The sequence below is a fragment of the Janthinobacterium sp. GW821-FHT03C08 genome (assembly GCF_059420905.1).
On sequence record NZ_JBWKUP010000009.1, the window covers coordinates 13,948 to 28,002 of the forward strand.

Below are 14,055 nucleotides of genomic sequence, written 5' to 3' on the forward strand. Positions count from 1 at the left end.
CGATACCGATTTGCGTATCGCTTGACGGCTGCCGTGGCCTTCCCCGGGCGTGCTTTCCTGTCAGCGCAGCAGGCGCAGCCCGTACAGGCCGCCGGCCACGCTATCCTTGCCGGCGACAAATTTCACGCTGAGCTTGCCCTTCGCCGCCGCCACGAGGGCCTGGGGAATGGCGATATCGAGCGTGTGCAATTCCTGCGGCGCATCGGCCGCCACGGCCACCGTCTGCAGCGGCGTGCCATTGACCAGCACGTCGAAGGTCCTGCCCGCATCGAGCGTGGACAGGGTCAGGCGCAAGGTTGCCGCTTCGCTCTTCGGGTCGCTGAGCTCATAGCTGAACCAGCCCGTCGCATGGCGCCAGTGCCTGCCCTTGTTGACGCCATTCTCTCCGCCCTCGGCCTGGAAGTTGTGGTCGGATTCCGGCTGCTGCTGCCCGGGCGCCACCTGATCGATGGTCTGCGCATCGAGGGCCAGGCGCTCGGCTTGCGCCTGGCGCGTGCTTTCCTGCAGCTGCGCCAGCCTGGCGGGCGTGGACACGGGCCAGTACAGCATGTAGCGCGAGTCGTGCAGGCGGAAGAAGGGAATCAGCCGCAAGGTGGCCGCATCCTTGCCCTGGATCAAGCCAGGCGCCGTGAAGGTCAGCGCCTGGCCCTTCACGGGTTTGATTCTCCGCATGAAATCCTGCTCGTCGCTGACGAACAGCGGTGACGATTCCAGCGGACACACTTGCCCTTGGGCGATATGGCCCATGCGCGTGTCGTCGGCAAAATAGTTCAGTTGTTCATTGGCGAACGGCTGCGTCTTCGCGGCCAGCACGATGGGGCCGTGCAGCACGGCATAGTAGTTCGACTGGTCCGGCATCTGCTCCAGGCGCGTCGTCATCGGCAGGGTCACGTCGACCTTGTCGCCGCTCTTCCAGGCGCGCGTGATCGTCACGTACTCGCCGGGCACGCCAGCCACGCGCAGGGCCTTGCCGTTGAGCTTGACGCGCAGCTTGCCCTTGGCTACCCACTGCGGGTAGCGGATTTTCAGGCTGAACGTCTTAGTACCCTGCACGGTGATGCGCGTCGTGTCGCGGTCAGGGAACTGCGTGCTCTGGGTAATCGTCACGCCCTGCTCTCTCCAATCCAGGGTGGAGGCCATGAACAGGTTCACGTACAGGGCGTCGCCGTCGTGCGCGTAGATGAACTCGCCATACTTGGCCTGGCTTTCGATGCCGGAACCCACGCAGCACCACATGCCCTTGTCCACTTGCGAATACACGCGGTAGTGATTCGGGCGTATGGGCGTGAAATACACGAAGCCGCCCGTGCCGGGGCGCTGCGACGAGAGGATGTGGTTATACAGGGCGCGCTCGTAGTAATCCGCGTATTGGACCTGCTCGTCGCGGCGGAACAGCTGCTGCGTGAGCTTGAGCATATTGTAGGTATTGCAGGTTTCCGGCCCCTCGACTTCCTCCACCATCGAGCTAAAGTCGTGTTCGTCGTGGAAGTGCTCCTTGACGCTGTTGCCGCCGATGGCCACCGTGCGCTTGTCGTGCACGGTTTGCCAAAAGAATTGCGCCGCCTGCTGCCAGTCGCGCCGGCCCGTCAGTGCGCCGATGCGCTCGAAGCCGATGACTTTCGGGATTTGCGTATTCGCATGCAGACCCGTCAGCTTGTCCTGGCGGGCCGCCAGCGGCTGCAAGACCGCCTGGTGCGAGAAGCGCACGGCCAGGTCCAGGTAGCGCTGCTCGCCCGTCATCGCGTAGACGTCGGCCAGCACTTCGTTCATGCCGCCGTGCTCGGCGCGCAGCATGGCTTGCATCTGTGCGTCGGTGAGCGAGGCCGACAGTTTCACGGCCCAGTCCGACAAGGCCACCAGCATGGTTTTCGCCTCGACATTGCCGGTGTACTGGTAGGCGTCGCGCAAGCCGGCAAATACCTTGTGCAGGTTGTACCACGGCACCCAACGACCGTTGACGGAAAAGGTGTCGGCCTGTAGCTCGCCACGGGCCACGGCTTGCCAGGCGGCGCTGCCATCGGGAATGCCGCCCAGGTAGCCATTGCCATTCGCGTCCTGGCATTGCTTCAGCTGCGCCAGCATGTAGTCGAGGCGTTCGCGCGCCTGCGCGTCGCCCGTGGACGCCACCATCAGCGCCAGCGCCGACAGGTAATGCCCGCCCATGTGGCCGTCCAGGCCCGTCGCTTCCCAGTTGCCATAGCTGGGCTGGATCTGCGGCAGGCCCGCCTCGCGGCGGAACGGCGCCAGCAATTTGTCCGGGTCAAACGACATCAAATACTGCAAGTCCGTCGTCTGTGCGTCGAGAAACGGTCCCGCACCGAGGCGCACGGCCGAGAGGGGAAACAGCTGGGCCGCCTGGAGCAGCGGCGTGGCCAGGCCGCCGGCGGCCAGCGCCAGCGTCAACAGGGTTTTTTTCACGATGCGTCCTTACGGTTTGGCGGTAGCGGCGGGCAATTCGCGGCTCCGGTAGCGGTTCAAGTCGCGCGGGTCCACCTGCGGCCAGCCCTCCTTGTCCCACGTCATGGGCAGGATCTTGAGCTTCTGCAAATAGTTATCCGCCGTCTCGTAGGCGTGCAGCACCAGGTAATCCTTGCCGTCGAAGGTGTAGGCGCTGTTGTGGCCCAGGCCCTGCCAATCCTTGTCGCCTTTCAAGACCACCGTGCCGCCGCCCTGCGCCATGTCGCGGCCATCCCTGTCCAGGTACGGCCCCGTCACGCTCTTGGCGCGCCCCACGGCCAGGTGATAGGTGCTTTTTTCCTTCTGGCAACACAGGCCCCAGGAAACGAAGAGGAAATACTCGTCGCCGCGCTGGAAGATGAACGGCGCCTCGATTTCCTCGGGCGCGGGCTTGAATTCGCCCGCGCGCGGCGGCAGCGGTACGCGGCGCGCCAAGGAGTGCCACTCTTGCGGTTCCGCAATAGTTTTCCAGTCCGCGTTGAGTTTCACCAGCTTGATGCCGTTCCAGAACGAGCCGAAGGCCATCCACGGCGTGCCCTGCTTGTCGGTGATGATGTTCGAATCGATGGCATTCCACTCGTCGCGCTCGGGCACCGATTGCAGCAGCATGCCCTGGTCGACCCAGCGGTAGTCGGGCGAGCGGGGATTCAAGGTGGTGTTGACGGTGACGCCGATGCCCGAGGTATTCTTGCCGAAGCCGGACACGGAGTAGTACAGGTAATATTTGCCGTCATGGAACTGTACGTCGGGCGCCCAGATGTGGTCGTCAAACGAGGGCGCGGCCGTCTTCGCCCAGGTCGGCTGGCCCGCGAAGACGCGCCCTTCCGGCTGCCAGTCCACCATGTTCTTCGAGCTGTAGAAGGTGATGCCGGGACCCGTGCTGTACAAATAATACGTGTCGCCTTCCTTGGCCATCACGGGGTCGTGCACGCTCAATTGCGCGGCATGGCAGGACAGCGCCAGCAAGGTGGCGGTAACGGCGGCCAGGCCGCGCTTAAGCGTGTGCATCATGGTTCTCCTTGATTGTTACTTTATGTGCCCGTGCGGGCGCCCCACAGCGACACGCCGTCGATGGACTGCGCCGTGAACGTGACGACGAAGGCATTCGCATTGGCATGCCACTGGCGCGACAGCACGCCATTGAACAGGCCGCCGGACGCCAGGGTGATGGCGAGCAAGTTGTTGCCCTGGTGCTGCCACGTGCCCGTCTGCGCCCCGCTGACCGTCCCATTGGCCAGCAGCGCGATATTTTGCGACAGCTTGAGCGCCGTGGAAATATCCTTGCCATGGTTGATCAGTTGATAGCTGCCCGCCACCTCCGCGGCCGCCACCTGCGCCGCCAGCGGCGTGACGCTCTTGCTCAAGGGCACGTAGCGGAACGGCGCCGCCACCAGCCAGCCATCGCCATTGATGAACAGCTCGTGCACGCGCAGTTCGTGCAGCTCGCCCGTGTTCGGGAAGCGCGTGTGGAAGAGGAGGAAATACTGCTGCGTGGCGCTATCGTAATACGCCGAATTGTGTCCTGGAGACACATACCCCGGCGGCGTGCCCGTTTCGCCCGCCGCCAGCGCGAATTGATGGTTGCCCATCAGCTTCTGGCCGAACGGCGCGATGGACGCGTCGTCGAACAGGGGCAAGGCGGGATTCGACTTGACTTGCCGCATGTCCTTGCCCTTCGCATCCACATAGGGGCCGTCCGGGTTGCGCGAGCGGGCCACGCGCATATTGTAGGCGCCGTTCGCGTCCAGGCCGCCAAACGAGGTGAACAGGTAGTAATACTGCGTTTGCGGACTGTACAGCACGTACGCGCCCTCGATGCGGCTATGGTTGCCGCCGATCACATGCTTGCCATAGCCCTGCCCCGCGACGGGCAAGCCCGTGGCCGGGTCCATGGCCAGGATGAAGATGCCGCCCGAATACGAGCCATAGATCATCCACAGCTTGCCCGTGGCATCGCGGAAGGTGTTCGGGTCGACCACGTTCGGCTGCGTCAGCGCATCGTAGATGCTCACGCCATCCTCGCTGAGCTGGCCCCACATGCCGGACTTGAGGAAAATCCGCTGGTTCACATAGGGGCCTTCCACCTTGTCGGCCAGGGCCAGGCCCATGGCGGAACGGGGCGAGTCGCCCTTGCAGCTGTTGTAGTACATGGCGAACTTGCCATTGTCGAGCTGGATCACGTCGGGCGCCCACAGTCCGGTCACTTGCGACCAGGCAAAGGTGTCGGCCAAGGCACCCACGACATTATTGAACAGGGGATTGCCGGCGTTGACGCCGTCGGCAATCTTCGTCCAGTTCATCAGGTCCGTGGACTTGGCGGCCGCCAGGTGCGAACCGAAGACATAATAGGTATCGGCCACCTTGATGACGGACGGGTCATGCACGGAGGCATTGCTAAAGGTGACGGCGCCCTGTACGGGCGGCGTGACGACGGGCGGGACGACCGGGGGCACGACGGGCGGCGTGACGGAGACGACAGGCGCGCCCCCGGACGAAGCACCGCCGCCACAGGCGGCCAGGGCCATGGCGCTACCGAGCGCCAGTACAGCTTCTCTTCTGTTCATGGAATACTTTCTCTACAACGTGCAGCACGATGCGGCTGGCCGGCGCAGGAAAGCTCCCGCGCCGGCACAGAGTAGACAGCAGGAAGCTGGCGGCTTATTCCACGGCGACCACCACGACGGCCTTGGCGGGCACCGACACGGTCAGCTTGCCGCCTTGCGCCTTGGCATTGAACGCCACCGGCTGCACGGCTTGCGGTTGCGCAAAGCTGTTGACGGCATCCATCTTGCCTGCGGTCAGCACGCGGCCATTCACGCTGGCCACTTGCTTGCCGGCCAGCGCCACGTTGACGTCGACGGCCTTGTGCGGATTGGTGTTGACCAAGGACAAGTACACCTTGCCATCCTTGGCGCGGGCGGCCGAGGCGCTCACTTCGGGAATGCTGACCTTGCCCAGGCTGTACTTGCCATTGCCGGCGATGGCAACCGGCAAGGACGTGGCATCCTGGAACGGCACGTACATTTCAAACGCATGATACGTCGGCGTGACGAAATATTTGTCCTTGTCCGTGATGATCATGGCCTGCAGCACGTTGACCATTTGCGCGATATTCGTCATGCGCACCCTGTCCGCGTGGGCATGGAAGATATTGAAGTTCAGGGCCGCGACGAGCGCATCGCGCAAGCTGTTTTGCTGGAACAAGAAGCCCGTGTTCGTGCCCGGCTCCACGTCGTACCAGGTGCCCCACTCATCGACGTACAAGCCCGTCTTTTTCGACGGATCGTTCTTGTCGATGGCAGCGAGATTGTTCTTGATCAAGCTATCGATGCGCAGGGTGCGGCTCAGGGTGGAAATCCACTCGTTTTCGCCAAAGCCCGTGGCCGCGCCCTTCTTTTCCCACACGCCCGTCGGCACCGTGTAGTAATGGAAACTGATGGCGTCCATCATGTTCGGCTTGATTTCGCGGCTCAGGGTGTCGGACCAGCTGGTGTCGTCGTCATTGCCGCCGCTGGCGATGAATTTCGGCCGCGCGCTTTCCGGCGTCTTCATGAAGGTGTGGTAGTGCTTGTACAGGTCGGTGTAGTACTGCGGGCGCATATTGCCGCCGCAGCCCCAGGCTTCGTTGCCGATGCCGAAGTAATCGACCTTGTACGGCTGGGCGCGGCCATTCTTGCGGCGCAGTTCGGCCAGGGTCGATTTGCTGTCCGAGGTCATGTATTCCAGCCATTCGGACATTTCCTGCGGCGTGCCGGAACCGAGGTTGCCGTTGATATAGGTCTGCGCGCCCAAGAGCTCGGCCAGGTCGAAGAATTCGTGCGTGCCGACGGCATTCGACTCTTCCACGCCGCCCCAGTTGGTATTGACCTTGGTCGGGCGCTGGTCGCGCGCGCCGATGCCATCCTTCCAGTGGTACTCATCGGCAAAGCAGCCGCCCGGCCAGCGCACCAGCGGCACGTGCAGCTGTTTCAGCGCGCCCAGCACGTCGTTGCGCCAGCCCTTGGTATTCGGAATGGGGGATTCCGGGCCCACCCACATGCCCTCGTAGATGCCCGTGCCCAGGTGTTCGGCGAACTGCCCGTACACATTCTTGTTGATCACGGGACCGGGCTTGGCCACGTCGATGGTGACATTCACGGGGGCGGCGAAGGCGCTGCCGATGGCCAGGCTCAAGGCCAGGATGCTGGTGTTGACGAGTTTCATGCTGTCTCCTGTTGTTTTAATTAAAAATGGCTACAAAGCCGCCGTGCGGCTTGATCGTGATGACGGCCTTGCCGGCCGCAATTTCCTGCTGGCTGAATGCGCGCTCGCTGGCGCCATCCGTGATGAGGGCGCCGCGCTTGCCTTCCAGGAAGGACAAGTCCACGGTGAAGGTCTGCGCGCTGGCCTGGGCATTGATGCCGGCCACGTACCAGCGCTCGCCTGCCTGGCGCGCCAGCATCAGGTACTGGCCGGGCACGCCACCGAGGAAGCGGCTGTCATCCCAGCTGCGCGGCAGTTCCTGCAAGAACGTTTTCACATAGGCCGGCACGCTGGCCATGCCGGCCGGCACTTCGGCAAAGTTCTGCACGCCCGACAGGAACAGCACGGACAGCGCCAGTTCAAAACCGTTGCGCGTGGCGCGGCGGATGTTGGGCACGTCGCCCAACACCATGGGCGTGAAATCCATGGGATCGAACAGGTTGCGCGCGAAGGGCAGCATGGCCGCATGGGCGGGCATGGCATCCTGGTCGCGCTGTTCAAAAGTGGTAAATTCCAGTCCCTTGACGGCTTCGGCCGTCATCAGGTTCGGATAGGTGCGGGCCCAGCCCCGTGGCAAGGTGGCGCCATGGAAATTGACCAGCAAGCCGTGTTGCGCCGCATCGTTCAGGATGCCCAGATAATAGGCCATCATCGACTGGCCATCGCCGGCAAAGAAATCCACCTTGATGCCCTTGATGCCCATGCCGGCCAGGCGCGCAAATTCCTGTTGGCGCTGCGCGTGGGTCAGCAGCTTGCCCTTGGGGGAATACGTGGTCTTGTTCCAGCTGCCTGAGGAGTTGTACCAGAGGAACAGGCCCACGTTTTTCGTCGCCGCGTACGCGGCCAGTTCGGCCATTTTCGCGTAGCCGATCTGGCGGTCCCAGTCCGCATCGACAAGCACGTAGTCCCAGCGCATGTCGGCCGCGTAATCGATGAACTGTTTCTGCACCGCGTACACGGTGGCGTCGTCCTTCAGCAGGCCCCAGCTCCAGGCCGCGTGGCCGGGCCGTACCTTGGCCCCGTCGAAGGCGATGGCGGGCGCGGCCAGGTCCGTGCCCAGGGTGCTGTCCATGACAGTGGCCAGGCTGCCGATGGCCAGCACGCGCCACGGCGAACGCAAGCCCGTGGCCGCCTGCGCCAGCAAGGCGCCACCGGGCGCCACTTCGGCCGCCATCGGCGCGCCGATGCGGTAGACGCCGCCCCTGGACTGCGCCTGCAGGCGCGAAGCGTGGAAGCGGCCATCCATGTCCGCTTCCGTCAGCGCCACCCAGGTATCGCCCGACCGGAACAGGGCCGGAAAGACCCAGCCGGCCGCCAGCGGCGACGGCGTGCCCACGGGGATATCCATGCGGTAATGTTCTTCGTAGGCAGGATTCGTGTGCATCCAGCCCGTCTGCGCCACCTGCATCGGCTGCAGCCAGGCCCGCGTGGCGGGTGCAAAGCTGAACGCCGTGCCTTCCCGCAGCATGGCGCCGGCCCCGTCCGGCACCTGGCCCAGCACGTAGCGCAAGGCCACGCCATCGTTGGAGACGCGGAACACCACGTCCATGGCCTGCCCCTGCGCATTGCTCACCGTGAAGCGCTGCTCGTTGGCCGCGTAATCGACGACCCTGCGCTTGCCCGTGGCCATGGTGTAGCGCTCGGCCACGGGCGTGACCGGCGAGGCGGCGCCCAGGGTCAGCTTGCGGGACAGGTCCAGGCCGGCAAATTGCAGGCCCAGCGCCGATGGCAGGATGACGGGCACGCCGGCGCGCTGCACGGCATAGGTGACGCTGCCGGCAGGACCCGGCGCGACCTTGACCTGCAGGCTGCCGTCAGGACTCGATAAAGGTGCTTGCATGGCTTGCGCACTGGCGGCGCTGGCGAAGACGAGGGCGATGCTGCAAACGAGACATTTCATGTTCAGCTTCCAGACGTGGCGATGCCTCTCCCGCCGCGGGGTTGGGGCGGCAAGAGCGGTGCTGCAAAGGAGGTATGGCTGCGGAAAGGCCCGCGCCCGACAAAACGCCCAGGGCCAGGCGCAGGGTCGAAGACAGTACGCTAGTACATCAATACGATGACTACCGCCCCTGCAACAACGCCCTGGACGTTTTGTCAGACCCAGCCGGCGTCGACGATGAATTCCTGGGAGGTGCACATCGCGCCGTCGTCCGATGCGAGGAACAGCACCATGGCGGCGATGTCCTGCGGCATCAGTTTATTCGGCAGGCACTGGCTTTTCTTGATCTCCGCTTCCGCCGCCTCATCAACCCACAGGTCGATCTGGCGCTGCGTCATGACCCAGCCGGGCGTGACGGTGTTGACGCGGATATTGTGCGCGCCATAATCGCGCGCCAGGCCCCGCGTCAGGCCCACGACGGCTGCCTTGGTGGTGGCATACACGGGGTAGCCGCCCGACTTCATGTGCCACGAGATCGAGCTGACGTTGATGATGGAACCGCCGCCCTGGCGCTTCATGCCTTCGAAGACGGCCTGGCAGGTAAAAAACATGGGACGTTGATTGATCGCAATGCGCTCGTTCCAGTAGTCCAGGGTGACGTCCTGCGCCTGGTGGCGCTGGTCGTTGGCGGCATTGTTGACGAGGATATCGAAGTCGCCCATCTTGGCGGCCAGCTCGGCCATGACGGCTTGCAGGGAGGCAATATCCGTGATGTCGCAATGGCGGAACAGTGGCGCCGCCAGACCAGCTTCAGCCAGGCGGCGGCACAGGGCCTCGCTGGCGTCCACGGCAATATCGACAAACGCCACCAGGGCGCCCTGGGCGGCAAACTCCGCCACCAAAGATTCGCCGATGCCGCTGCCGCCGCCCGTGATGAACACGCGCTTGCCCTGCAAGCTGCCATATTTCGCCAATTGCTTCATACTCGTCTCCACCTGTTTATTTTTTTAGGTACAACACACACTGGCGCGGCAAGGCCATCGGCCCCGCCGCGCAGCAGGTTTTTAGTCCTTGCCCAGCACGCCATCCTTGCGGCGCCAGATGCCCAGCGGATTATCGTCGCGCAGCGACTCCGGCAGCAAGTCCTGCGCCAGATTCTGGTAGGACACGGGGCGCAGGAAGCGGTTGATGGCGGCCGTGCCCACCGACGTGCTGCGGCCATCGGACGTGGCCGGGAACGGGCCGCCGTGCACCATGGCCGTCGATACTTCCACGCCGGTCGGGAAACCGTTGGCCAGGATGCGGCCCACGCGGCGTTCCAGCACGGGCAGCAAGCGGCGCGCATTGTCCACGTCGCCGGCATCCATCTGCAGGGTGGCCGTCAGCTGGCCTTCCAGGCTTTCCGTGATCGCCAGCATTTGCTCCATGTCACGGCAGGCCACCAGCAGGGAGGCGGGGCCGAAGACTTCGTCGCGCAAATCGTGCTTGGCCAAAAACGCCTCGCCCGAGGTGATGAACAGGGCGGCGGCGCCCTTGCCTTCTTCGCCCGTGTTTTGCACCAGCGGCGTCACGTCAGCATGCTGCGCCAGGGCGGCGACGCCCTTGGCATAGCTGCTGGCAATGCCGGCCGTCAGCATGGTGGCGGCCGGTGCCGGCGCCAGCGCTTCGGCGGCGGCGGCCGCAAACGCCGTGAAGTCGGCGCCTTCCAAACCCAGCACGAGGCCGGGATTGGTGCAGAACTGGCCCACGCCCATCGTCAGCGACGCGGCAAAGCCGCTGGCGATCGCCGCGCCACGGGCGGCCAGGGCTTGCGGCAGCACAAACACGGGGTTGATGCTGCTCATTTCCGCATACACGGGGATCGGCTGCGGACGTTCCGCCGCCACCTTCATCAGGGCGATGCCGCCCGAACGCGACCCCGTAAAGCCGACAGCCTGGATGGCCGGATGGGCGACCAAAGCCTGGCCGATGCCGTTGCCCGTGCCCGTCAGCAGGGCGAATACGCCGGCCGGCAGCTTGCAGAGGGCGATCGCCTTGACGATGGCGCGCGCCACCAGCTCGGAGGTGCCCGGGTGGGCCGAGTGGGCCTTCAGGACGACGGGGCAGCCGGCCGCCAGGGCCGAGGCCGTATCGCCGCCGGCCACGGAGAAGGCCAGCGGGAAGTTACTGGCTGCAAACACGGCGACGGGGCCCAGGCCGATCATGCGCAAGCGCAAATCAGGACGGGGCGGCACGCGGTCGGGCAGCGGGCTGTCGATGCGCGCATCGGTCCAGGAACCCTCGCGCAGCAGGCCGGCGAACAGTTTCAACTGACCGACAGTACGGCCGCGTTCGCCTTCCAGGCGCGCGCGCGGCAAGCCGCTTTCCGTCATGGCGCGCACGATCAGCTCGTCGCCCAGCTCGCCGATTTGCGCAGCGATGGTGTCCAAAAAGTCGGCGCGTTCCGCATCCGTGGTGGCGCGAAACGGGTCGAACGCGGCTTGCGCCAGACGGCAGGCTGCGTCGATTTGCGCTACGTCAACCATGTGGAAGGCGGGTGCGATGTGCGCGCGCGCGGCCGGGTCCCACGCTTCGAAGGAGCCGCCATTGCCCTTGACGGCGACGCCGCCGATCAATGCCTCACCGGTGATATTGAAACTCATAATGTGCTCACTTTCGCAAATGCGGTTGGGAAAACATCGAGGCGGTTGCGCAGGGCGGGGCCAAAGGCCGGCGCTTCGATTTCAAAGGTTTCGCCCGGCGCCACGCTCACGCCATCGGCAAAGCTCAGGGTGGCCGTGCCGAAGAAGTGCACGTGCACGTCGCCAGGGCGCTTGAACAGCGGATACTTGAAGTGATGATGTTCCAGGTTGGCAATCGTGTGCGACATATTGTCTTCGCCGCTGACGAAGGCCTTTTCCCAGCGCACATTGCCAGCCGCATCGAGCACGCGCGAGGTGCCGTCTATGTGCGCGGGCAATTCGCCCACCAGCAGGGCCGGGCCGACGCTGCACATGCGCAGCTTCGAGTGGGCCAGGTACAGATAGTTCTGGCGTTCCGTCACGTGGTCCGAGAATTCATTGCCGATGGCGTAGCCGACCCGGTAGGGCTGGCCGTCGTCGCCGATTACGTACAGGCCGGCGATTTCCGGCTCTTCCCCGCCATCGAGGGCAAAGTCCGGCATGCGCAGCGGCTGGCCGCTGGCGCGCACGATGGAGCCGTCGCCCTTGTAGAACCACTCGGGCTGGGCGCCCGCCGTATCTGCTTCAGGCTTGCCGCCTTCCACGCCCAGGCGGAACATTTTCATGGAGTCGCTCAGGGACTCGGCGTCGCCGCCGATCTTCTTGTGCATGGCGTCGCGCGCGCCGGCGCTGCCCAGATGGGTCAGGCCCGTGCCCGTCACATAGCAGTGCGCCTCGTCCGCATGGTCGAGCGGCGCCAGCAGGCGGCCGCTGGCGGCCACGTCCGCATACAAGTGCGTGGTATTGCCGACGCTGGCGTCCACCAGCTCAGCGAGGCCGACCTTCTTGCGGATGGCGTCTTGCGCCAGCGCATAGGTCGTGTTGTAGCCTTCGATGACGCGGATCTGGTCGTCTTGCAGCAGGCCGACGAGGCGGCCGCCATGTTCATTCGTAAATTGCAGCAACAGCATGGGATTCTCCGCTTAATGTGAGTGGCGCGGCACGGCGGAACCGCGATTGCCGACCAGGAAGTCGAAATCGCAGCCTTCGTCGGCCTGCAACACGTGTTCGATGTACAGCTGCTGGTAGCCGCTCTTCGGTCCCGGCGCGCTGCCCAGTTCGCGCTTCGCCAGGCGCTCGGCGATTTCCGCGTCGCTGATGTCGATGTTCAGGCTGCCGGCGTGGCAATCGAGGGCGATCATGTCGCCATCGCGCACGATGCCCAGCGGGCCGCCCGCCATGGCTTCCGGCGCCACGTGCAGCACGACGGTGCCGTAGGCGGTGCCGCTCATGCGCGCATCCGAAATGCGCACCATGTCGGTGATGCCCTGCGCCAGCAGTTTCGGCGGCAGGCCCATGTTGCCCACTTCCGCCATGCCCGGATAGCCTTTCGGGCCGCAGTTTTTCATCACCAGCACGGAATTGGCATCGACGTCGAGATCCGGATCAACGATGCGCGCCTTGTAATGTTCAAAGTCTTCAAACACGACGGCCTTGCCCCGGTGCTGCATCAGATGCGGCGAGGCGGCCGACGGTTTGAGCACGGCGCCGCGTGGCGCCAGGTTGCCGCGCAACACGCAGATGCCGCCATCGGCCAGCAGCGGGTTGTCCAGCGTGCGCACCACTTCATCGTTGTAGATGGGCGCGTCGACGCAGTTGTCCCAGATCGACTTGCCGTTGACGGTCAAGGCATGCTTGTGCGGCAGCAGATCGCCCTCGCCCAGGCGGCGTATCACAGCCGGCAAGCCGCCCGCATAGTAAAACTCTTCCATCAGGAAACGGCCCGACGGCAGCAAGTCGACGATGGTCGGCGTGCCGCGGCCCGTTTTCGTCCAGTCTTCCAGTTCCAGGGGCACGCCGATGCGCCCGGCAATGGCTTTCAAATGGATCACGGCATTGGTCGAGCCGCCGATGGCGGCGTTGACCTTGATGGCGTTCTGGAATGCTTCGCGCGTCAGCACTTTCGACAGGCGCAGGTCTTCGTGCACCATTTCAACGATGCGGATGCCCGACATGTGGGCCAGCACGTAGCGGCGCGAATCGACGGCGGGAATGGCCGCATTGTGCGGCAGCGAGGTGCCCAGCGCTTCGGCCATGCTGGCCATGGTCGAGGCCGTGCCCATGGTGTTGCAGGTGCCTGCCGAGCGCGACATGCCCGATTCGGCCGACATGAACTGGTGCAGGGTGATCGATCCCGCCTTCATCTGCTCGTGCAACTGCCATACGGCCGTGCCGGAACCGATGTCCTTGCCGTTCAGCTTGCCGTTCAGCATGGGGCCGCCGCTGACGACGATGGTGGGAATGTCGACGCTGGCCGCGCCCATCAGCAATGCCGGCGTCGTCTTGTCGCAGCCGACCAGCAGCACGACGGCGTCCATCGGGTTGCCGCGGATCGATTCTTCCACGTCCATCGACGCCAGGTTGCGCGTCAGCATGGCTGTCGGGCGCAGATTCGATTCGCCGTTCGAGAAGACGGGGAATTCCACGGGGAAACCGCCCGCTTCCAGGATGCCGCGCTTGACGTGTTCGGCCAGCTGGCGGAAATGCGCGTTGCAGGGCGTCAGTTCAGACCAGGTATTGCAGATGCCGATGATGGGCTTGCCGTGAAATTCGTGGTCGGGTATGCCCTGGTTTTTCATCCAGCTGCGGTACATGAAGCCGTTCTTGTCCTGCGAGCCGAACCACTCGGCCGAGCGCAGGGCTACCTTCTTTTTTGTCTCAGACATGCCATTCTCCTGGTTGTGCCATGCCGGATCTAAGGTCGTCGGCCCGGGCAGCGATGTTGGAATACTAAAGAATCCTGCCATGCCTTTCCAA

Annotated in this window: 9 protein-coding genes; all 9 read right to left on the reverse strand. The window is 64.4% G+C overall.

Annotated elements, in window-relative coordinates:
- Positions 1 to 60: 60 nt before the first annotated feature.
- The gene (locus AC07VL_RS14090; RefSeq protein ID WP_494806433.1) at positions 61 to 2,418 is read right to left on the reverse strand and encodes a beta-L-arabinofuranosidase domain-containing protein; all 2,358 of its coding nucleotides are present in this window, start codon (positions 2,416 to 2,418) and stop codon (positions 61 to 63) included.
- 9 nt (positions 2,419 to 2,427) lie between these two features.
- Positions 2,428 to 3,468, reverse strand: a complete 1,041-nt coding sequence (locus AC07VL_RS14095) for an arabinan endo-1,5-alpha-L-arabinosidase (protein WP_494806434.1) — start codon at positions 3,466 to 3,468, stop codon at positions 2,428 to 2,430.
- Positions 3,469 to 3,488: 20 nt separating this feature from the next.
- The gene (locus tag AC07VL_RS14100; RefSeq protein ID WP_494806435.1) at positions 3,489 to 5,021 is read right to left on the reverse strand and encodes a glycoside hydrolase family 43 protein; all 1,533 of its coding nucleotides are present in this window, start codon (positions 5,019 to 5,021) and stop codon (positions 3,489 to 3,491) included.
- 94 nt (positions 5,022 to 5,115) lie between these two features.
- Positions 5,116 to 6,660: an alpha-N-arabinofuranosidase gene (locus AC07VL_RS14105; RefSeq protein WP_494806436.1), complete on the reverse strand. Its 1,545-nt coding sequence runs from the start codon at positions 6,658 to 6,660 to the stop codon at positions 5,116 to 5,118.
- A 16-nt stretch (positions 6,661 to 6,676) separates the two neighbouring features.
- Positions 6,677 to 8,599 (reverse strand): glycoside hydrolase family 97 protein, encoded by a 1,923-nt coding sequence (locus AC07VL_RS14110; protein ID WP_494806437.1) that lies wholly within the window; start codon positions 8,597 to 8,599, stop codon positions 6,677 to 6,679.
- A gap of 194 nt (positions 8,600 to 8,793) precedes the next feature.
- Positions 8,794 to 9,561 carry an SDR family NAD(P)-dependent oxidoreductase gene (locus AC07VL_RS14115; RefSeq protein WP_494806438.1) on the reverse strand — a complete coding sequence of 256 codons (768 nt, stop codon included), beginning with the start codon at positions 9,559 to 9,561 and terminating at the stop codon, positions 8,794 to 8,796.
- A gap of 81 nt (positions 9,562 to 9,642) precedes the next feature.
- Complete coding sequence (locus AC07VL_RS14120; RefSeq protein ID WP_494806439.1) at positions 9,643 to 11,220, reverse strand: aldehyde dehydrogenase (NADP(+)); 1,578 nt, start codon at positions 11,218 to 11,220, stop codon at positions 9,643 to 9,645.
- Positions 11,217 to 12,209 carry an AraD1 family protein gene (araD1, locus tag AC07VL_RS14125; RefSeq protein WP_494806440.1) on the reverse strand — a complete coding sequence of 331 codons (993 nt, stop codon included), beginning with the start codon at positions 12,207 to 12,209 and terminating at the stop codon, positions 11,217 to 11,219. The genes AC07VL_RS14120 and araD1 overlap by 4 nt, the downstream gene beginning before the upstream one ends.
- 12 nt (positions 12,210 to 12,221) lie before the next feature.
- A complete protein-coding gene (locus tag AC07VL_RS14130) occupies positions 12,222 to 13,964 on the reverse strand; it encodes an IlvD/Edd family dehydratase (protein ID WP_494806441.1) in 1,743 nt (580 codons plus the stop codon).
- Positions 13,965 to 14,055 lie beyond the last annotated feature (91 nt).